The sequence below is a fragment of the Agarivorans sp. DSG3-1 genome, from assembly GCF_046774965.1.
Lineage (GTDB): Bacteria > Pseudomonadota > Gammaproteobacteria > Enterobacterales > Celerinatantimonadaceae > Agarivorans.
In genome coordinates this window covers 3,588,509-3,610,348 of sequence record NZ_CP177241.1, presented here as the reverse complement: position 1 = coordinate 3,610,348, position 21,840 = coordinate 3,588,509, and the positions used below count along the sequence as shown (strand labels likewise).

Sequence of the window (21,840 nt, the reverse complement as noted above, 5' to 3'; positions counted from 1 at the left end):
CTGTAACCAAGGTGATTTAAAGAACAACCCTTTGTTAGTAGCAAAGTCTTACAGAAGCGAGAAATCACGTGATATAATCTCTCCAATTTTTAATACCTTAGAGTGGGACAACGGATTTATGATCCCTAAGTTAAGCCCTCAGCATTCTCTTGAGGCTCTGTATTTAGATTATCTAACCAAGCTTGAAGTTTCTGCATTTTCCGGCGAAATTCAAACTTCTTATGCTAGCCGTTTGGCGGTAGCGACAGATAATTCAGTGTATCAATATTTGCCACAAGCCGTGGTATTCCCGAAAAGCACAGCAGACATTAAACAGCTTTGTAGATTAGCCTCGGCCTCGGCGTTTGAATTAATAAAGCTCACTCCTAGGGGAGGCGGTACGGGTACCAATGGCCAGTCGTTAACCCAAGGTATTGTTGTAGACTTATCTAAGTTTATGAACAAGGTTATCGAACTTAATGTTGAAGAGCGTTGGGTTAGAGTTGAAACGGGTATTGTTAAAGATAAGCTTAACAGCGTGTTAAAAGAACATGGCTTGTTTTTCTCTCCAGAGCTTTCAACCAGTAACCGCGCGACACTTGGAGGGATGATCAATACTGATGCTTCAGGCCAGGGATCGATGGTTTACGGCAAAACCAGTGATCATGTTTTGTCCGTTAAAGCAGTATTGGCCAGTGGGGAGGAACTCGATAGCGAAACGGTGAGTGTAGATCACATAGATCAGCAACGCGAGTCGCTTATTGATATCTACTCGGCGGTTAAACACGCTTGTGTAGATAAGCGCTCGTTAGTAGAAGAAAAATTCCCTAAACTTAATCGCTTTCTAACAGGCTATGATTTAAAAAACGCTTACAGTCCAGAGGATGACAGTCTCGATTTAACCCGCATTTTATGTGGCTCTGAAGGTTCATTAGCCTTTATTTCCGAAGCTAAGTTAGATCTCACCACTATTCCAAAATTCAGAACTTTAGTCACAGTTAAATATGACTCGTTCAATTCGGCACTTCGTCATGCACCAAGTTTAGTTGCAGCCCAAGCATTGTCGGTAGAAACTATCGACTCTAAGGTGCTTAACCTAGCTCAGCAAGATGTTGTTTGGGATAGCGTAAGAGAATTAATTAGCGATGTAGAAGATGCTGATATGCAGGGCATTAACATTGTTGAATTTGCAGAAAATGACGAATTATTGCAGCAGCAAAAAGTATCTGAGCTGCTAAGCACTTTATCTCAGGAAAATGTTGCTGATTTAGGGGTTATTGGCTATCAAAGTTGCGATGACCTCACTAGTATCAACGCTATTTACAATATGCGGAAAAAAGCCGTTGGTTTATTAGGCAATACAGCCGGCGCCGCTAAACCTGTCGCCTTTGCTGAAGATACTTGTGTACCTCCCGAAAATTTAGCTGACTACATTGTTGAGTTTAGAAAACTGCTGGATGATAAAGGCTTGCAGTACGGCATGTTTGGTCATGTTGACTCAGGCGTATTGCATGTAAGACCAGCCTTAGACTTGTGCGACCCAGAGCAAGAGCTTTTGATGCGTGAAGTATCAGACCAAGTGGTCTCTTTAACAGCTAAGTATAAGGGCTTAATGTGGGGCGAGCACGGTAAAGGCTTCCGTTCAGAATACAGTCCAGCATTTTTTGGTGATGAGTTGTTTGCCGAATTAAGAAAAATTAAAGCAGCGTTTGATCCGCATAATCAAATCAATCCCGGCAAAATTTGTACGCCGCTGCATAGTGATGAAAAACTAGTATCGGTAGACGGGACTAAACGTGGCAAATACGACAGAGAAATAGCTGTAGAAGTGCGAGACAGCTATAAGAACGCCATGGAATGTAATGGCAACGGTTTGTGTTTTAACTATGACACTGCTAGCCCTATGTGTCCCTCGTTTAAAGCCACTGGTGATAGACGTTATTCACCAAAAGGTCGAGCGGGTTTAATGCGCGAATGGTTACGCCAACTTGCTGCGCTAAAAGTTGACCCTTTGGCCCAAGAGCAAAAGTTAACGTCTAGTTTTATTTCACCCGATAGTATTTTGCTTAAAATACGTAATAGCATTGCAAAATCTAAAGGTGAGTACGATTACAGCCACGAAGTTTATGATGCCATGCAAACCTGTTTAGCATGTAAAGCGTGTACAACAGGGTGCCCAATTAAAGTAGACGTACCTACATTTCGTTCACGCTTTCTAAATATTTATCATGGAAGGTATCTGCGACCGATAAAAGACTATTTTGTCGCTTATGTAGAAACCTATGCGCCGTTAATGGCGAAAGCACCCCGTTTGTTTAACGCAGCTATGGCACCGAGGTGGACCAATAGTTTAGTGACAAAAACTATTGGTATGGTTGATATCCCTACGCTTAGTTTCCCTACGCTGGCACAGCGAGTTCCAGAAAGCCTAACCAGCAAGTACGACTTTAAAGCGTTGCAGGCGTTAAGTGATGAGCAAAAACAACGCACGGTGTTAATTGTGCAGGATCCGTTTACCACTTTTTATGAAGCAGAGTTAGTTGAAGATTTTATTCACTTAGCTAAAAAGTTGGGCATTAATCCTGTTCTTCTGCCTTTTAAACCCAATGGTAAGCCGCAGCATATTAAAGGCTTTTTAAGCAAGTTTAATAAGTCTGCTCAAACAAGCGCTGCCTTTTTAAATCAAGTGAGTGAGCTTGGCATTAAAATGGTAGGGGTAGAGCCCGCGCTAGTGCTTTGTTATCGTGATGAGTATAAACATGCGCTTGGCGAAAAGCGGGGAAATTTTGAAGTAGAGGTGGTTCAAGAATGGCTAAACGGATTAGCACCTGAATCATTCGAATCGCATCAAGTGAGCGATACCAATACGTGGTACTTGTTTGGCCACTGTACAGAAAAAGCCTTAAAGGCCGACGCTTTCAAGCAATGGCAGCAAGTGTTCACGCGATTTGGCGCAAGTTTAGAAGACGTAGCAGTGGGATGTTGTGGTATGGCGGGTACTTATGGCCATGATGCAAAGCAATTAGCTACTTCTAAAGCTATTTATGAGTTGAGCTGGAAACAAAAAATGGCAAGCTTGCCGCGCGAACGTTGCATGGTTACTGGGTACTCATGTCGTAGCCAAGTCAAACGATTGGAAGGGGACAAACCAAAACACCCTCTCCAAATATTGTTGAGCTTGCTGCCTTGAGCATTTGGAATTTGCCAATGAACCTCGATAGCTTAAACCAAATGGGCGAGGGCAACATGCTCGCTTTTTTGGATATTAAGTTTACCGAGGTGGGCGACGATTACCTAGTCGCTACCATGCCTGTTGTTGCAAAGGTAAAACAGCCTATGGGCTTGTTGCATGGAGGGGCTAACGTCGTACTGGCAGAAAGCCTTGCTAGTTGCGCTGCTTATTGTGTTGCTGGTAAGGGCTCTATGGTGGTGGGCGTAGAAATAAACGCAAACCATCTTAAAGCGGTACGTAATGGGGAGGTTACCGCTATAGCCAAGCCTATAAAACTAGGTTCAACCCTACAAGTTTGGCAAATAGAGATCCGTCAACACAAAGAGCTAGTTTGTAGCTCAAGATTAACGGCTATGGTACGAGCAGCTAAATCATAATTTCTTAATCTACATCAAATCCAGCTTCTGTTTTTCTTATCTTTTGTAACACGTTTCCTAACAAACTGAACTTAATACAGTTTTACTGTCTAATTTAGCTTAAATATTTTGAAGATTAGTCGCCTAGCGACTAACTTTTATATGTGTTGATAAATTAACTTAGGGATCCCTATGACGCGCAAAGCACACCGAGGTCTTACCGTATTCGCCTGCAGTAGTTTGTTACTGCTTGGCTGTAATAAAGACCCTGTCGAGTCAGTAGAAAGCTATCCACGACCAGTAAAAGTACAACAAATAGAAATAGGAGATGGTAAGCGGATAAGAACTTTGCCGGGAGAAACCTTTGCTTCTGATACAGCGCTTTTATCATTTCAAGTCTCAGGGCGATTAGATGAAATCCTCGTTAGACCGGGCGAAATGGTTAAAGCAGGTCAGCCATTGGCGAATATTGATCCGGCAATGTATAACCAAGAGCTAGAAGTAGCCAAAGCAAACTATGAATTAGCTAAAGTGTTGTTTGATCGAGCAAACCAATTGGTAGAACGAGGGGTGATTTCTCGAAGTGATTTTGATAAATCCAAAAGCCAATATGCCATTAGCAAAGCCGCTTTAGACAAAGCAAAAGTGAATCTTAGTTATACCAAGCTTGTTGCACCTTATGACGGAGTAATCGCTCGTAAGTATGCAGAGCAATTTGAGTATGTTTATGAGAAACAACAAGTATTAAGCCTGCAAACGGAATCGACTATAGATGTTAACTTTCAGTTACCTGAGCGACTGATTGGTATTTTCCAAGAAGCCCGTCGCAACGGACTGATCGCACCGGAGCTCGCAGTACAGTTTCAAGGCCGACAAGAGTGGTACGTTGCATCATTAAAAGAGTTAAGCACGGTGGCGGATCCTTCCACTGGTAGTTACACCATCGTTTTAACCTTACCTATACCTAATGAACTCAATATTTTCCCTGGTATGGCAACACTAGTGCAGATTGAATCAAGTACTCAGTTAATTGGAAGTAATTGGGTCGCTCCTGCAGGAAGCTTGGTTGAAGACGCGGGTCAAAGTTTTGTTTTTACCTGGAATCCAAAGACTAAAATAGTGACTAAAAAGCAAGTAACAATTGATAACGGTAATATATCAAGTGGGCTCGATGATGGTGATTGGTTAGTGGTAGCAGGTGCTCAAGAGCTAGTTGATGGTCAAGCTGCGATTCAATGGGTAAAAGAGAGAGGGCTCTAGTATGTTCATTAAAACAATTACCACTAGTTTAATCACCCTTATATTAGCCGGGTGTAGTGTTGAAGAATCTATTGAGATGCCTGAACAGATCGTCGAAATTTATAACTTACCTACGGAAGTTAATCCTGTAGAGAGAGATTTTAATGGTATTGCTCGTGCACATGATCTCGTGGATTTGGCTTTCAGGGTAGATGGTGAAATAAAATCAATTAATATCAATAAGGGCCAGAAAGTTAACAAAGGAGATGTGCTAGCAGTATTAGACAAACGCGATTATCAAATCGTAGTCGATGACAGAAAGGCTCGTCTAGTCTTGACTGAACAGCAGTTTGAGCGCGCTAAAGCATTGTTAGACAAAAAGCTTTTATCGCAAAGCGAATATGACAAAATGCGAGCTGAATATTTGGTGGCGCTAGCTGATTTTAGAAAAGCATCACTAATGTTTGAATACACAGAATTAAAAGCCCCTTTCGACGGGATTATTGGTGACGTGTTTTCTGACCCATTTGTGAATGTACAACCTGGGTCTGCAGTATTAAGCCTTCATAAAGTAGATTTTGTAGAAGTTGATGTGCAATTGCCAGATATGATTTTGGCAGTGGCTAAGTTAGGCGAAAACAGAATTAGAAACTTGGATGTCAAAGTTGCCTATGAGGCGTTTCCAGATAAGATTTTTACTGCTACGCCCTATGAGCTAAACCTTGAAAAAGATCCAAGCACACGTAGTTATATAGCTACCTTTTTAGTGCCTTTTGATAACCAGTTTGGTGTATTAGAAGGTATGCCAGCCAAGGTATCAATAGACTTATCAGACTTGACCTACACCTACTCAAGAGATTTCTTGGTGCCTGTGGCTGCGGTAGTAATGCCAGATGGTTCCCGAATAGGCCAGCAGAGACCCGTGGTGTGGCGTTACAAAGATGACCAAACTGTTGAGTCACAAGAGGTAGAACTAGGGACTCTGTCCGGCGATATGATTGAGATTAATCAAGGCCTGAACGACGGTGATGTGATTGTCTCAGTAGGTGCCAACAAATTGGTAGATGGTCAAAAGGTTGTTTTAAAGAAGGGTAAACGATGAACATTGCAGGTTATTTCGTAAAAAACTCCATTATAAGCTGGATGTTCACCCTGATATTACTTATCGGTGGAATACTTTCGTTTACTGGCTTAGGTCAATTAGAGGATCCTCCGTTTACTATTAAAGATGCGGTGGTTGTCACAATGTATCCAGGCGCTACTTCAACCGAAGTAGAAGAAGAAGTGACCTATCCCGTAGAAAAAGCGATTCAAGCCTTACCTTATGTAGACGAAATTGTATCGTTAAGTACACCGGGCCTATCGCAAATTACCGTTTCTATGAAGAAAACTTACGGCCCAGAAGAACTACCACAAATTTGGGATGAACTGCGCCGAAAAGTGGGGGACATGCAATCGCAGTTACCTCCAGGAGTCGCGGCTCCTCTAGTTAATGACGATTTCGGTGATGTGTACGGCATTATGTATATGGTGTCTGGAGAAAACTACGATTACAAAGACCTACAAGACTATGTTGATTACATTAAACGTGAAATCGAGTTAGTACCAGGTGTGGGTAAGGTAACTTTAGCAGGTGAACAGACTGAACAAGTTTTTATAGAAATTTCGATTCAAAAGCTCGCCACTTTTAATCTTGACCCTGGTTTGATCACCAGCTTACTCAATTCACAGAACATGGTAACTTCCGCGGGTAACATCAAAATTGCTGGTGACCAACTTACCATTCGTCCCACTGGCGCATTCAAGTCAGTGAATGAGTTAGGCGATTTAATTATTCCTGGAACCACTGGTGACAAGCTCATTTACTTAAAAGACGTAGCTACCATTAGCCGTGGTTACCAAGAAATACCCACTAACTTAGTCAGCTATAACCAACATCAAGCCATTAATATAGGGGTGGCGTTTACCAGCGGTGTGAATGTGGTGGAAGTAGGTAAGGCAATTGAAATTAGGTTAAATGAAATTGATTATGCTCGACCTGCGGGAATGATCGTTGAATCTATGTACAACCAACCTCAAGAGGTTGATAAATCGGTAAGCTCTTTTGTCTGGAACTTAATTCTCGCGGTTGTCATTGTGATCGTGGTATTGCTGTTATTTATGGGCCTAAAGAGTGGTATTTTAATTGGTCTAATTTTGTTCCTCACATGTTTAGGAACATTTATTTTAATGAAGCAAGCTGAGATAGAATTACAGCGTATTTCATTAGGTGCTTTAATCATCGCACTAGGCATGCTAGTAGACAACGCAATCGTGGTGGTTGAAGGTATCTTGATGGGCCGTAAGAAAGGCTTAAGTACCTTAGAGTCTGCTCAGCAAATTGTTGGTCAAACCATGTGGCCATTATTGGCGGCTACAGTTATTGCGATAACTGCATTTGCTCCGATTGGTTTATCACCTGATGCGACTGGCGAGTTTGCGGGATCACTATTTTGGGTATTGCTGTTCTCATTATTTTTGTCGTGGGTTACGGCTATTACTATTACCCCATTTTTTGCCCAGCTATTTTTTGGCAAAGAAGGTGAGGCGCAAGTAGTCGGCGAGAACAATGATCCATATAAAGGTGCATTTTTTAATGCTTACAAGGTTCTGTTAGATTTTTGTTTACGTTTTAAATGGCCAACGTTAATAGTTGTTATCTCTTTATTCATTGTCTCGGTATTAGGTTTTGGTTACGTAAAACAAATGTTCTTTCCTCCCTCGTCTACACCGATATTTTTGGTAGATGTATGGATGCCTGAAGGGACTGACATTCGAGAGACAAGTGAATCGGTGGGGGTAATGGAGCAATTAGCTTTAGATACCAATGCTGTAGAGTTTGTGTCGTCGTCGGTAGGTAAGGGCTTTCAACGTTTTATGTTGACTTATTCGCCAGAAAAAAACTACGGGGCTTATGCGCAAATAGCAGTGCGAACAACAGATCCTCAAACTGCAGCTGCAGCGATGTCTTCTCTTCGTAAAGAGTTTGAGCAACAGTTTCCACAAGCTCAATTCAAGTTTAAAAATCTTGAAATTGGCCCGTCTACCGACGCAAAAATCGAGGCTAGAGTATTAGGTGCTGACCCAGATGTACTTCGCTCAATTGCGTCTGAGATAAAGCAAATCTTTAACGATACCCCGGGCACCGTAAACGTTCGTCACGACTGGCGCGATAGGGTTAAGTACATTGAACCAAACTTCAATGAGACACAGGCCAGGCGCTTAGGCATCAATAAATCAGATATCGACCAAACTTTAGAATTCGCTTTTGCTGGTTTAAGTTTTGGTTTGTATCGTGAAGGTACAACTTTACTGCCGATAGTTGGGCGTTTACCTAATGATGAACGAATTGATATTGATTCGTTAGAAAGTTTACGAATTTGGAGCCCAAGCTTAAAAACTTATATACCTATTCAGCAAGTAGTAAATGGTTTTGACGTTAAATTTGAAGATCCAATTGTACAACGTCGCGACAAAAAACGGACATTAACCATTTTTGCTGATGCTGATTTCGAATACGACATATTACCAGCTGAATTATTTGCTAAGGTTCGGCCGCAAGTTGAAGCCTTGGAATTACCGCCTGGTTATGAGCTGCAATGGGGTGGGGAATATGAGTCTTCTGGGGATGCTCAAGAAGCCTTGTTTGCTTCGTTGCCGATGGGTTATTTGATCATGTTCATGATTACGGTGTTCCTGTTTAACTCTGTCAAAAAGCCCTTGGTTATATGGTGTTGCGTGCCGCTAGCACTTATAGGAATTACAGCAGGGTTATTGTTTTTAGGCAAGCCGTTTGGCTTTATGGCCTTATTGGGAATGCTGAGTTTATCAGGGATGTTACTCAAAAATGGTATTGTTTTACTCGATCAAATCAACGCAGATATAAATGCGGGTAAAGAAGCATACCAAGCGGTATTTGAATCTACCGTCAGCCGGGTTAGGCCCGTTTGTATGGCTGCGGTCACTACCATACTAGGTGTCGCCCCGCTGATCTCCGATGTATTCTTTGAATCAATGGCAGCCGTAGTGATGTTTGGTTTGGGTGTCGCAACCATACTTACATTATTGATCGTGCCGGTCTTGTATGTGATTTTCTTTAAAGTTAGTTATCGAGATTACAAACAGTTCTAACGAGCGTTATATATATGTAAAGGCCGAGAGTTATCTCGGCCTTTTACTATCCACACAAACCCATCACATAACGTACAAACGGCTTAGCTTCTTGTAGATCAAAATAACCATCCTTCTTGCGAGTTGTGCGCAAATACTGATAAGTCGCTACAATGACCTTCATCACTTTCTCATTTTCTACACTTAAATCATTTTGCTCGGCAGCAGATAAAGTGAGTTCAACGGCTTTCTCTAACGCTTCCATATCAACCACTTCAGCTTTACGGTATTGGTAACCTTCGCCAGTGGCTAGCCATTCCAATGAACAGTTAGCTTTTTGTGCTATTTGGTTAGCTTTAGAAAGGCTTGGCTCTGAACCTTTTAAATATTTGCGTATTAAGCTTTCATTTAACTCTACTTTTCGCGCAAATCCACTAACACTCTGTTCACCCATGAGCTCTTTCAAACGTTCAGAAAATTGTGCCATTAACTCTTCCCATAAATGTAATTACCTCACTATAGTGCGAATTGATTAGAACTATAGTATTGATTCTAGGATTATAAGCATCAAAATACTAGCGACTTTTAAGATAAAGGAACCCGATGGATGGAAAACTTAGCAGGCAAATGCGCAATTGTAACTGGCGGCGGAAGTGGAATAGGCTTAGCGATAGCAAAGGCATTGGCAGAGCAGGGCGTAGGTGTGGTGATTAGCTCAAGAGATTTTGCCAAGCTAAAACAATCAGCGGAATACCTAAGTAAAAAAACGGGTACGAAGGTACTTCCTTTTGCTGCAGATATACGCAGTAAACAACAAGTACAAGATCTTAAAAACTTCGCCTTAAGCAGCTTTGGGAAAATTGACATACTTATTAACAATAGTGGCTTGGGTGTTGGCGATACCATTGAAAACTGCAGCGAAGATGATTGGGATTTAGTGGTAGATACCTGCACAAAAGGCACCTTCTTAACTAGCCAGGCTGTATTACCCACTATGCGAGAGCAAAAAAGCGGTCATATACTAAACATTGCATCGCAAGCAGCCAAAAATGGTTACGCGAATGCAGGTCCATATTGCGCGGCAAAGTTTGCGGTATTGGGTTTAGCTGCAGCTCTACAAGAAGAAGTAAAAGAATATGGTATCAAGGTACATAGTTTGTGTCCTGGCTTGGTTCAAGTACCTGCGCCGACGTGCGAAAGTGAAATAAAACCAGGTTGGTTGCAAGTAGAAGATCTTGCTGAATCAGCGTTGTTTGTACTTAGACAGCCTAAACGTGTGCAGCTAGAAAATATCGGTTTGTATGGATTTTAGAGATTAACAATGAAAAGCAGCTGCGAAAGGTGGCTGTTCTGAGAGTACGCTGAAAGAAGATATAGAGAATAAAGAATTGGTTGCGGGAGCTGGATTTGAACCAACGACCTTCGGGTTATGAGCCCGACGAGCTACCAGACTGCTCCATCCCGCGTCCGGTCTTAACTAAAATAGTTAAGTGATTTGAATAATTGTTGGACCTAGCTATTCGAACTAGGCAATTCTTAGTACACCAAGAATTGGTTGCGGGAGCTGGATTTGAACCAACGACCTTCGGGTTATGAGCCCGACGAGCTACCAGACTGCTCCATCCCGCGTCCGGTCTTAACTAAAATAGTTAAGTGATTTGAATAATTGTTGGACCTAGCTATTCGAACTAGGCAATTCTTAGTACACCAAGAATTGGTTGCGGGAGCTGGATTTGAACCAACGACCTTCGGGTTATGAGCCCGACGAGCTACCAGACTGCTCCATCCCGCGTCCGGTCTTAACTAAAATAGTTAAGTGATTTGAATAAATGTTGGACCTAGCTATTCGAACTAGGCAATTCTTAGTACACCAAGAATTGGTTGCGGGAGCTGGATTTGAACCAACGACCTTCGGGTTATGAGCCCGACGAGCTACCAGACTGCTCCATCCCGCGTCCGGTCTTAACTAAAATAGTTAAGTGATTTGAATAATTGTTGGACCTAGCTATTCGAACTAGGCAATTCTTAGTACGCCAAGAATTGGTTGCGGGAGCTGGATTTGAACCAACGACCTTCGGGTTATGAGCCCGACGAGCTACCAGACTGCTCCATCCCGCGTCCGGTCTTAACTAAAATAGTTAAGTGATTTGAATAATTGTATGGTCTAGCTATTCTAACTAGGCAATTCTTAGTACACCAAGAATTGGTTGCGGGAGCTGGATTTGAACCAACGACCTTCGGGTTATGAGCCCGACGAGCTACCAGACTGCTCCATCCCGCGTCCGTTTAATGCGGGGCGGATAGTACGCAGAGAGCTTCGATATTACAAGAGATTATTTGCTAAATGTTGTTGATTGCCGATTATTTATCCGTATGAGGCTTTTACTACTGATCCGTACTAAAACAGGTATAATCCTCGGGTTAAATAAATAGAGTATAAAAATGGCTGATTTTTTCGCTTCGACCGCTAAAGGTTTAGAAAGCTTATGTTTAGATGAATTAAAGGCGTTAGGCGCACAAGAGTGCAAACAAACGGTTGCCGGTGTGAGTTTTACCTGTGATTGGCCAACGGCTTATAAAATTTGTATGTGGTCACGTGTTGCGTCGCGTATCCTGTTACGTTTGGTTGAAACCCAAGCCGACAACGTAGATGAACTCTACCAAGCCGCATACTCGATACCTTGGAATAAGTATTTCAACGTCGATCAAACATTTTCAGTGCATTGCAGTGGAACCAACCACTATATAGACAATAGCCAGTTTGGCGCACTAAAAGTTAAAGACGCCATTGTTGATCAGTTTAATAAAACAGTGGGATCTCGTCCTAACGTAGCTAAAACCGATGAAGACGCACGAATAGTGGTGCGCTTGGCAAGCAAGTACTTGGCTATTTCTATTGATTTATCTGGTGCATCGTTACACCGCCGTGGTTACCGTACCGAGCAGGGTGAAGCGCCAGTTCGAGAAAACTTAGCGTCTGCATTGGTCACCAGAAGTAATTGGCAAGAGAAGTATCTTATCGACCCTATGTGTGGCTCAGGTACCATTCTTATTGAAGCTGCGATGCAAGCAGCAGACATTGCGCCAGGCCTTAATCGTAGTTTTGGTTTTGAACGTTTAAGTAACTTCGCCAAATTTGCGTGGAGCGATATTCAAGAAGATGCAAATGCTCGTGCAGAAACGGGCTTGGCCAACTGTAAGCAGCGTTTGATTGGTTACGACATTGACAGACGTATGGTAGCCGTAGCTAAAGCTAACATTGAGCGCGCAGGTTTAAGCGATATTATCTCCGTTCACGTTCATGATGCAGCACATTTGCCGGCAGCACCTAATGAACCGGGCTTGATTCTATCTAACCCTCCTTATGGTGAGCGCCTGGGCGAGTTAACCAAACTTATCGGCTTGTTTTTATCCTTTGGCGCCAGCGTAAGAGAGAATTACCCTGGCTGGCGCTTATCTTTGTTTACCGCAGCACCTGAATTACTGGATTACTTACGTTTACGCAGTGACAAGCAATATAAGTTTTTAAACGGGGCACTCAACTGTGTGCTCAAAATTTATCAAATAGGCGAGGGCGGGCAAGGCTCGCAACGTAAATACGCCGAAGACTTTGTTAACAGATTACTAAAAAACAAAAAGAAACTGCAAAAGTGGATTAAGCGAGACGACATCACTTGTTACCGTTTATACGATGCAGATCTGCCTGAATATAACGTAGCAGTAGATTGCTACGATGATTATGTCATTGTTCAAGAATATAGAGCGCCAAAAACTATTGAGCCAGCTAAAGCTCGCCGCCGTTTAATGGATTTGCTTACTGGCTTATTACAAAGTGATTTAGTAGCCAACGACAAGTTAGTTATCAAACAGCGTTCGCAACAGAAAGGTCGCCAGCAGTATGAACGTAACAGCGATGAAAAAGAGCGCTTTGTTGTTCAGGAGTATGGTGCGCAGTTTTACGTTAACTTAACCGATTACTTAGATACTGGCTTGTTTCTCGACCACCGCAACATGCGCCACTATATTCAGCAAAACAGTAAAAGCAAATCGGTACTAAACCTGTTTGCCTATACTGGGTCAGCAAGTGTGCATGCTGCTATTGGCGGAGCATCTAAAGTCACCACAGTAGATATGTCGAATACCTACCTTAACTGGGCCAAAGACAACTTCCGGTTAAATCAGTTACCCATTAATAAACATGAGTTTATTCGAGCTGATTGTATGGCTTGGCTGAAGACCCAAATATCACAGCGCTGGGATTTAATATTCCTTGATCCTCCTACTTTTTCTAATTCCAAGAAAATGGAAGAAGTGTTTGATATACAAAAAGATCACATTGATTTATTGGCCTCGGTTTCTCGCTTGTTAAATCCTGGCGGCAAACTGATTTTTTCAAACAACAAACGCCAGTTTAAAATGGATAAAGACGGACTGGCTAAGTTAGGCTTATCTGCCGAAAATATCTCAAGTCAGTCGCTTTCGCCTGACTTCGAACGAAATAAACAAATCCACAATTGTTGGATGATTCACAAGGATTAGTTGTATGACTTGGGTTTTATATAGTACCGACGGATGCCATTTGTGTGAGGACGCTAGAGCATTGATTCTAGCGAACCCCAATATTAATGCATTAACTGAACAAGACATTATTGACGATGAGTCTTTGGTAGAGCAGTTTCGCTACAGTATTCCGGTGCTTTGTCACGAACCTAGTCAGCAAACAATTAATTGGCCATTCGATGCCAGCCAGTTAGAACAATTTATAGAGAGCTGTACGTGTTAGTAAACCTACAAGATGCGTTGTTAGCATATGGGGATACTCCCTTGCTAAACAAAGCTAATTTACAGATAAACAAAGCTGAACGAGTGTGTTTAGTAGGGCGCAATGGCGCTGGTAAAAGTACTTTATTGCAAGTTATCGAAGGTGCGGTCTTACTTGATTCTGGCGTACGTCAATTAGTCAATGACGTTGTTATTACGCGCTTGCAGCAAGATCCACCTGAAGCCAGCGAGCAACGCATCTTTGATTACGTCGCAGAAGGCAAACCACATATTGGTAAGCTACTTAGCGAGTTTCATCATTTAACGTCGAATATCGATGAAAACGCGACCGATCAACAGCTCAACCGGATGCAGCAAGTACAACATGAAATTGATGTTGTAGATGGTTGGAAGTTTGACAGTGAAATACAACGTGTTCTCACTACAATGAAGTTGGATGGTGATGCACCACTGCAAGGTCTTTCTGGCGGTTGGTTACGTAAAGTGGCTCTTGCTAAAGCGCTGGCTGGTGAACCCGATATATTGTTGTTAGATGAGCCTACCAACCATTTAGACATCACAACAATTAAGTGGTTAGAAGAATTTTTACTTAACTTCAAAGCCACCATCGTATTTATCAGTCACGACAGGGAATTTATTCGCAAAATTGCCACTAGAATTGTTGATATTGACCGAGGTGTTTTAACCTCATGGCCAGGCAATTACGATACTTATTTAGAAGGTAAAGCTGAATGGTTGCGAGTAGAAGAAGAGCAAAATGCCCTTTTTGACAAACGCCTAGCCGAAGAAGAGTCTTGGATCCGCCAAGGCATTAAAGCGCGAAGAACTCGCAATGAAGGCCGAGTGCGTGCCTTGAAAGCAATGCGCAACGAACGTAGTGAGCGGGTTAATCGCCAAGGTAATACTAAAATGCAAATCGACGATGGTTTGCGGTCAGGTAAAATCGTATTTGAAGCAGAAGGGCTTACCTTTTCGTACCCGAATGACGATTATCCCATTATCTCGCCAATAGACTTATTGGTTATGCGAGGCGATAAAATTGCTTTAGTTGGCGCAAACGGGTGTGGTAAATCTACCTTAATTAAAATCTTACTTGAACAGCTAACCGCTAGTGGGGGGAGTGTAAAAGTAGGCACAAAGTTAAGCGCTGCTTATTTCGACCAATATCGCCAAGAGCTAGACCCCGATAAAACACTGTTAGACAATTTGGCTGGCGGAAAGCAAGAAGTCGAAATTAATGGCGGAAAGCGCCATGTCATGGGCTACTTGCAAGACTTTTTGTTTCACCCTAAACGTGCATTTACCCCGGTTAAAGCGCTGTCTGGGGGGAAAAAAATCGTTTGATGTTAGCAAAACTATTTTTAAAGCCCGCTAACTTGCTGGTTTTAGATGAACCAACCAATGATTTGGATGTCGAAACGCTGGAGTTACTAGAAGAATTGGTCAGTCAGTACCCTGGTACTGTGTTGTTAGTAAGCCACGATCGTAGCTTTATTGATAATACTGCTAGCCATGTTTGGCATTTTGACGGCAAAGGTAACGTGAGTACTTATGTGGGGGGTTATTCGGAAGTAGAGCGCTACATAGAAAGCCAAAATAAACTAGCCCCAATAAAGTCGACAGAAAAATCTGATGTTGTAAACCGTGTAGGTAAACAAACTAAGAAGCTGTCATATAAATTAAAACTTGAACTTGACCAGTTACCTGAAAAATTGGAAGCTGCGGAAAACTTAGTTGAAAAACTACAGCTCGATGTTAACGAACCAGAGTTTTTTAACCTAGAACAGGATCTGGTTCAACAGACACTAAATAGTTTAGCCAGTGCAGAAGAGGCTTTAGAAAACCTCTATTCGCGTTGGGAAGAATTGGAAGAACTAAAAAATTCATGAAGAAGTCTATTTTAAATTGCTCATTGAGCTTAGCATTCGCGCCTTTATTGTTGTCAGCAGGGTTTAGTCATGCTGCGCAAACCGAATCTTATTACTTAATTGAAGAAATTCCCTTAGAAGCGGCTAACGGGCTTGCAGAAGGTGATGGCAACATCAACGTAACCGCAGCAAGTGAAGACGGTAACTATGTAGCGGGTAATGCGTTAACCTTTAGAAGTCCATTTCGCTTTTATGATTTTTCAGACCGCACTACCTATGATTATGGCTGCCAATATGCGAGCGAAGTGTGTAATTTGTTTTATTACGGGACAGGTAGCTTTTACGAGTTGTATCGCGACAGACTAAGAGACCAAAGTAGTAAACTGTATAAATCGAATGTATTAGCTTTTATAAGCGAAAGGAATATTTCTGGGGCTCATACAGATGGAAAAAACATACCACCGTTACCGACGTGGGATACCGTTAATGAAAAACTCTATGTTTTCGATGATATAAGTAACGATACTTATACTACGGATACTCGAGTAAATAGTATTAATGGGGAGTTAGGTTGGGCCGTGGGGTACGATTCTTCGCCCTTCACAAGCGATACTGGCTCCAGCTATGCACGAGACTTTATTCAGCGCGGTTTCGCTTACAATTTGTCTACTCAAGCTAAAATTACATTGTTACCTACTGCTTTTAATAGCAGTGGAGATTTAGCAGACGACAAAGGTGGCTTGTCTTCAGGTTTACAAATCATTGAGAAAGATGGTCGAACAGTGGTCATTGGATTAGCTAGTGTCAGTTATTCAAATTCTGATAGTTTTGGCGAGTGTCAGACTGGTAACAGAGAAAACTATTACCGCTGTTCTGGTTTTCATACTCAAGCCTGGGCATGGGACATTACAGATGCCCTAGATGGTGATCAAGTTACAGGAGAGCTCTTCGTAGATGGTTACGTGCGCTCTAGATACGGTAATGCACCGAATTTCAATTTGATTAAAGATTATAATGGAGAAGTGTTTGTTGGCATTTCTTCGGACGACGTCTTTGACAGTACAAATGGTTCGCGAGGCCGCGCGACATTTTACACCGATAATGGAGATGGAACCTACAAACTTACCAAGATCCCTAATATTGCGATTGATGGAGATAATGACAAGTTTGAAGATTCTGTTACCCATACTTGGGCAAACGCCATTAACAACCAGTCTCTAGTGGTTGGTAACTTACGCTATGTTGAAGTTAAGTCACGTAACCGTCCTGTTGAAGGTTTTGTTTATGACAACGAGGAAAATTCTGAAAATTATCAAGAAGTTAGATGGCCGCTAAGAAACAAACCGTTTTCGGGAGCCAATAGTGAATTTAGCGATATTAACGATAGTGGAATAATCGTTGGTTGGCGTGATGGTGACGGAGAAGAACAGCCTTCTTACAATGGCACTACCCGTCGCCAAACTGGTATGATTTTAGATTACAATCGCTTTCTAGAAGGAAACTCTTCTTACACATGGACCTTAAATCAGCTTACGTGTTACGAACAAAATGGTGAACCACAAATTCCTTTATATCGGTTTGAGTATGCTACTCATATCAACGACGAGGGTGAAATTTTTGCAAACGGTTACCACTACGAGACTGCAGAAGACTTTGTAAATGGTGTTAATCCACGAGCGGTATTACTTAAACTGGTTAGAAACCCTGCTGTAACCGATATTGATAATTTAGCGGTGTGTCCACAAATTGAAGAGGTTAAGTATGAGCGAAAAGGTGCAAGTAGCCTTTGGTTGGCGTTGCTGCTCTTACCTGTTGTTTTTGTGAGACGTTTCATAAAACACTAATTTGTCTTTTTAGTGCCACAAAAAGATCAAATAGTTAGCGAATAATCAAAAAATTTGTTTTTGATCTTTGTAAATTGTTAAGCGATAGTAGATCAGGAGCCCTAGGGCTCCTGTTTTGTTTTCTGATCTTGATGAGGAAGAAGTCTATGAAAAGACAAAAACGCGATCGTTTAGAAAGAGCGCATGCCAAAGGTTATCAAGCAGGGTTATCAGGAAGGTCTAAAGAGACTTGTCCTTACGGCGGGGCCGACGCAAGGGGTCATTGGTATGGGGGTTGGCGAGAAGCTCTTGAAGAACGCGTTTCAGGATTAGATAATAACTAAAAAAAAAGCCCTTTTTAAAGGGCTTTTTTAAGCTAAAAGAGTTATTTAGAAGCTTGAAGTATCAGTGAACAAACCAACTTTTAAATCATTCGCCGAATAGATTTCTCGGCCATCTACTTCAACAACACCGTCAGCAATTCCCATCACTAGCTTACGCATAATTACGCGTTTCATTTTGATGCGGTAAGTGACTTTCTTCGCAGTAGGTAGTACCTGACCAGTAAACTTCACTTCACCTACACCTAGAGCACGACCTTTACCTGGCCCACCGCTCCAGCCTAAGAAAAATCCAACTAACTGCCACATAGCGTCTAAGCCTAAACAACCAGGCATTACTGGGTCACCAGGGAAGTGGCAATCAAAAAACCAAAGATCTGGGGTAATATCTAACTCGGCTATAATCTCACCATTGCCAAACTCGCCGCCTTCATGCGTAATCTTGAGGATTCTATCCATCATTAACATGTTGGGTGCAGGTAATTTACTATTGCCTTCTCCAAACAAAAGGCCTTGGCTACAATCGAGTAATTCTTGGCGTTCGTAACTAGTTTTGCCTAGTTCTTTTTGCGAAACCTGAGTCATGGATAATACCTTTAAAAAATTTGCCGATACTTTAGCGAACACGTGTGCGCTAAACAAGTCCGATGTCCAATTAATTTATCAGAGTTTGAATAAACGAGTAATTCTCTTTATTAAACAAGCTAGGAGGCTAGGTTCTCCATCATCTATATTTATTCGTTTGAATATTTTTCCATAAACCGAATCCGGTTCATAAAGATCGCCTGCAGGCACACCAAATACTAGTTTAGCCGCTTGCTCAATAGTCTCTACTGTAAAAACGCTAAACAGGCCATCTGTACACGCGTCTAATAAGTCTTTACTAAGATTTAGTTGACCTAAGTTGGCGCTAGGAATGATAGCCGCTACTGGAGTATCCACTCCCTTAGTTTTAGCTACTCGATAAAAGCCTTCTAGTTTTTCGTTTATCCCGCCAACCGCGAGTACATTACCTTGCTGGTCTAAGGAGCCGGTAACGGCTATATGTTGAAAAATTGGCAGTTCAGATAGGGCACTGAGTAAAACCAATGCTCCAGCTAGAGAGGCACTATCGCCATCTATTTCATGATAAGACTGCTCAAATACTACATTGCCGGAATACGGGAAATGATGTTCTTTAGCAAATAATTGAGTCAGAAACCCTTGAATTATCATCATTGACTTAGCGTGAATGTTACCCGCTAATTCAGATTTTCGTTCTACATCAGTAAAGTCCCCGTCGCCTTGAAAAACGTTCGCCGTGATCCTAATCGGTTCTCCAAATGAGAGGCCTAAGCCATTAAAATCAATAACCGACAGGCCGTTTATCTGACCTACTTGTGTACCACTTAAACTAATGTGGGTTTGACCGTCTCGATAAGACAGGTCACTAAAACGTTGCTGGCTGTTAATATTGTTGCCTAAGGTTAATAAAGCTTGCTCAAAACCAGTCTCATTATGTGCTAAGCCTAAGTGATTAAGGCGCTTTAAAGGTTTGAGTATCTGGTTTAAACCCAAACTCAGTAAGGCGTTGTGCTCACAGAGTTTTGCTGCAAAAGACAATACCGGCTGGTATAACTCGTGGGACAATTGCGGTAGATCTAATTGCTTTAACTCATAATTTAATTGGCTTAGGTACCAATTAACAGAGTCAGCATTTACGCTTACTTCACTCAATAACTCTGTTTCTGCAATGCTTAATTTGCTTAACTCTGGGTCCAGCTCATACAAATCCGATACGGCAATCGCATTACCCGAAATAATCAATTTAATATGCAAAGATAAATCACTAGCTTGCAAATAAGTTTTATCTGCGTCTACTTTTGACCAAGCAAGGGTTTGCTCTTTAAAGCTAGCTTTTAGTTCAAACCAAAGTTTAGGGTCGGCTAACACATCTTCAGCATTTAAAACTAATACACTATTGTTGCTTGTGTGGAGGTGCCCAAAATTGATGTTATTTAAATCATATGGATAGTTAGGATGAGGAGCAAGTAATTGGCCAAACAAACTTACCCGGTTAAAATCCGTGCAAAATACCGCAGCGTGATTGGTTTCCCACGCTTTGTAATAAGCATTGCAGTTAACGTTTTCAGGATTTTCCTGCAAGAAGCGAAACAGCCTTTCTAGAATCTGAACAAAAGCTGTTTCAAAAGATTCATCCACAAGTTTTTGCAAAATTGAACTTAGCGACTGTTTATTGTTTTCTTCTAAAAATTGCATATCTTCAGCGAATTCTGTCGCTAGCAACTCAGCACTAAAGTCTTGGTTTAATAACTCTTCAAAGGCATCAATCGCTTGATTGAAAGCAGTTAGTTGTTGAGCGCTAATTTCAAAACTTAAAGGTCGATTAAGTTGCTCCGGGTTAGCCAACATAACGTAAGCTTTTGCTGCTCGCCTAGCATCACCATTATTGAGTAAGCTTTTGATGATAGCTTGTTCTTCTAAAAAACTCGGCGACTGACAAATCATGAGTGATTTATCAAAATTTGTTGCGAGAAAATAATCAAAACTGGCTTTAGCCACGGGCATTAGGTTTGACCACTGCAACTCAGCACAAGGCTCAATGTTGCTTAAATCAAAACTAGGGCGTAACTTTTCAATCGATAGGGCTAAATCAGTCAAATTGGCTTTCCGTTAAACATACATATTTTTGTGTGTAGTAATTATTAGCTAAAACAGTTTGTTACAGCGTCTTATAAGACAATAGCTGCAATCCAACCAAAAACCAACAAGGGTAGGTTGAAGTGTAAGAATGTTGGCACTACAGTATCCCATATGTGGTCGTGCTGACCGTCGCTATTTAGACCCGCTGTAGGCCCTAGTGTAGAATCTGAAGCGGGTGACCCTGCATCTCCTAACGCTGCAGCGGTGCCTACTAATGCTACAGTTGCGAGATCCGAAAACCCGAGTGACAAAGCCAATGGAACATAAATAGCCGCAATAATAGGAATTGTTGAGAAAGACGATCCTATTCCCATGGTGATGAGCAAACCCATTATAAGCAGTACTGCTGCGGCAAACATTTTGTTCGAGCCTAATATTTGGCCCGCATTGGCTACCAATTCAGGCACGCCACCGGTTGCTTTCATCACGCCGGCAAAACCATTAGCGGCAATCATGATGAACCCGATTAAGGCCATCAATTTAACACCTTCTACGAATAAATCTTGGCTGCTTTGAGGGCGTAATCCTGCGGCGGTAGTAAGCATTAAAAAGCCACAAAGCGCACCAATAATGATGGATTCGGTATAAACGTTAATCGCAAGCGCCAATAAGATAATGACAACATTCATTATCAAGCGGCCCTTGCTCAAGGGTGTTGATGTTTGTGTTTCCGATTCAGTTGGAATTAGCTCAACAGTCTTGTATTGACGAGGTTTTCTGTATGAGACAAAAATTGCAGTGAGTAAACCCACTATCATTCCTATAGCTGGGATTGTCATTGCTTTAGGCAGTTGGCTGCGTTCAATTACTAAACCAGCACTTTCAATATTGGAATGTAAAAGCTGATTCAAAAAGATACTACCAAATCCATAGGGCAGCCACATATAGGTGGTCACTAGGCCAAAGGTAATACAGCAGGCAATGATCCGCCGGTCAATATTCAGTTGATTAAAAGCCGCGAGTAGTGGCGGAATTAAAATAGGGATGAAAGCAATATGCACGGGTACTAAGTTTTGCGAACTGACAGCCATTAAGATAATAGCCACTAGCATTAGCCATTTTACTCGAGATAGGTGTTTATCTCTGTTTTTGTCCACTGTAGAGACAATTTTGTTTGCAATAAGGTCGGTTAAACCACTACGTGATATTGCGACTGCAAATGCACCTAACAATGCGTAGCTGAGCGCAATTTGCGCACCATCTCCTAGGCCAGCTTCAAAGCTGGCAATGGTATCCGCTAAGCTCATATGAGAAAGCAAACCACCCACCATAGCACTTACCGACAAAGCAAGTACTACATTCACTCTTAACAAGCTTAATAACAACATCAAGCAGACCGAGATAACCACAGGGTTTAACATTTATAAT

General features: G+C 41.9%; 14 protein-coding genes, 6 tRNA genes and 1 pseudogene. 11 read left to right on the top strand and 10 right to left on the bottom strand.

From position 1 onward, the window contains the following. Positions 1-118 precede the first annotated feature (118 nt). The 5 genes from ACLD71_RS16770 (at position 119) to ACLD71_RS16750 (ending at position 8,976) form a co-directional block, all read left to right on the top strand. Positions 119-3,169: an FAD-binding and (Fe-S)-binding domain-containing protein gene (locus ACLD71_RS16770; RefSeq protein WP_411991413.1), complete on the top strand. Its 3,051-nt coding sequence runs from the start codon at positions 119-121 to the stop codon at positions 3,167-3,169. Between the two features lie 17 nt (positions 3,170-3,186). Further along, entirely contained in the window at positions 3,187-3,588 is a 402-nt protein-coding gene (locus ACLD71_RS16765) for a hotdog fold thioesterase (RefSeq protein WP_137674585.1), read from the top strand. A gap of 171 nt (positions 3,589-3,759) precedes the next feature. Further along, positions 3,760-4,827 (top strand): efflux RND transporter periplasmic adaptor subunit, encoded by a 1,068-nt coding sequence (locus tag ACLD71_RS16760; RefSeq protein WP_411991412.1) that lies wholly within the window; start codon positions 3,760-3,762, stop codon positions 4,825-4,827. 1 nt (position 4,828) lies between these two features. After that, positions 4,829-5,908, top strand: coding sequence for an efflux RND transporter periplasmic adaptor subunit (locus tag ACLD71_RS16755; RefSeq protein WP_137674587.1), 1,080 nt, complete (start codon positions 4,829-4,831; stop codon positions 5,906-5,908). Beyond that, entirely contained in the window at positions 5,905-8,976 is a 3,072-nt protein-coding gene (locus ACLD71_RS16750) for an efflux RND transporter permease subunit (protein WP_411991411.1), read from the top strand. The genes ACLD71_RS16755 and ACLD71_RS16750 overlap by 4 nt, the downstream gene beginning before the upstream one ends. A 46-nt stretch (positions 8,977-9,022) precedes the next feature. Here the strand turns inward: ACLD71_RS16750 and ACLD71_RS16745 are convergent, their stop codons facing one another. Next, a complete protein-coding gene (locus ACLD71_RS16745; RefSeq protein ID WP_174235969.1) occupies positions 9,023-9,442 on the bottom strand; it encodes a helix-turn-helix domain-containing protein in 420 nt (139 codons plus the stop codon). 120 nt (positions 9,443-9,562) lie between these two features. Between ACLD71_RS16745 and ACLD71_RS16740 the strand changes: the two genes are divergently transcribed. Further along, complete coding sequence (locus ACLD71_RS16740) at positions 9,563-10,267, top strand: SDR family oxidoreductase (protein WP_411991410.1); 705 nt, start codon at positions 9,563-9,565, stop codon at positions 10,265-10,267. A gap of 77 nt (positions 10,268-10,344) precedes the next feature. Here ACLD71_RS16740 and ACLD71_RS16735 read toward each other — a convergent pair. From ACLD71_RS16735 to ACLD71_RS16710, 6 genes are all read right to left on the bottom strand, one after another. Further along, positions 10,345-10,421: transfer RNA gene (locus tag ACLD71_RS16735), tRNA-Met, on the bottom strand. Between the two features lie 86 nt (positions 10,422-10,507). Continuing rightward, positions 10,508-10,584 (bottom strand) — tRNA-Met (locus tag ACLD71_RS16730). A gap of 86 nt (positions 10,585-10,670) precedes the next feature. Further along, positions 10,671-10,747, bottom strand: a tRNA-Met gene (locus tag ACLD71_RS16725). 86 nt (positions 10,748-10,833) lie between these two features. Next, positions 10,834-10,910 (bottom strand) — tRNA-Met (locus ACLD71_RS16720). An 86-nt stretch (positions 10,911-10,996) separates the two neighbouring features. Further along, positions 10,997-11,073, bottom strand: a tRNA-Met gene (locus ACLD71_RS16715). Positions 11,074-11,159: 86 nt separating this feature from the next. Continuing rightward, positions 11,160-11,236, bottom strand: a tRNA-Met gene (locus ACLD71_RS16710). Positions 11,237-11,397: 161 nt separating this feature from the next. Between ACLD71_RS16710 and rlmKL the strand changes: the two genes are divergently transcribed. From rlmKL to rmf, 5 genes and pseudogenes are all read left to right on the top strand, one after another. Continuing rightward, positions 11,398-13,494: a bifunctional 23S rRNA (guanine(2069)-N(7))-methyltransferase RlmK/23S rRNA (guanine(2445)-N(2))-methyltransferase RlmL gene (gene rlmKL, locus ACLD71_RS16705; RefSeq protein WP_411991409.1), complete on the top strand. Its 2,097-nt coding sequence runs from the start codon at positions 11,398-11,400 to the stop codon at positions 13,492-13,494. A gap of 4 nt (positions 13,495-13,498) precedes the next feature. Continuing rightward, positions 13,499-13,738 carry a glutaredoxin family protein gene (locus ACLD71_RS16700; protein ID WP_411991408.1) on the top strand — a complete coding sequence of 80 codons (240 nt, stop codon included), beginning with the start codon at positions 13,499-13,501 and terminating at the stop codon, positions 13,736-13,738. Continuing rightward, positions 13,732-15,626 (top strand): annotated as a pseudogene (locus ACLD71_RS16695) (ABC transporter ATP-binding protein). Before ACLD71_RS16700 ends, ACLD71_RS16695 begins: the two are co-directional and overlap by 7 nt. Continuing rightward, positions 15,623-17,449 carry a DUF3466 family protein gene (locus tag ACLD71_RS16690; RefSeq protein WP_411991407.1) on the top strand — a complete coding sequence of 609 codons (1,827 nt, stop codon included), beginning with the start codon at positions 15,623-15,625 and terminating at the stop codon, positions 17,447-17,449. Before ACLD71_RS16695 ends, ACLD71_RS16690 begins: the two are co-directional and overlap by 4 nt. Before the next feature lie 146 nt (positions 17,450-17,595). After that, positions 17,596-17,772 (top strand): ribosome modulation factor, encoded by a 177-nt coding sequence (rmf, locus tag ACLD71_RS16685; protein WP_137673129.1) that lies wholly within the window; start codon positions 17,596-17,598, stop codon positions 17,770-17,772. Positions 17,773-17,817: 45 nt separating this feature from the next. On the opposite strand, the gene fabA is transcribed toward rmf, so the two are convergent. The 3 genes from fabA to ACLD71_RS16670 all read right to left on the bottom strand — a co-directional run bounded on the left by fabA (position 17,818) and on the right by ACLD71_RS16670 (position 21,833). Beyond that, positions 17,818-18,354, bottom strand: coding sequence for a bifunctional 3-hydroxydecanoyl-ACP dehydratase/trans-2-decenoyl-ACP isomerase (fabA, locus tag ACLD71_RS16680; RefSeq protein WP_137673130.1), 537 nt, complete (start codon positions 18,352-18,354; stop codon positions 17,818-17,820). A 78-nt stretch (positions 18,355-18,432) separates the two neighbouring features. Further along, the gene (locus ACLD71_RS16675; RefSeq protein WP_411991406.1) at positions 18,433-20,430 is read right to left on the bottom strand and encodes an AAA family ATPase; all 1,998 of its coding nucleotides are present in this window, start codon (positions 20,428-20,430) and stop codon (positions 18,433-18,435) included. Between the two features lie 71 nt (positions 20,431-20,501). Beyond that, positions 20,502-21,833, bottom strand: coding sequence for a Na+/H+ antiporter family protein (locus ACLD71_RS16670; protein ID WP_411991405.1), 1,332 nt, complete (start codon positions 21,831-21,833; stop codon positions 20,502-20,504). Positions 21,834-21,840 lie beyond the last annotated feature (7 nt).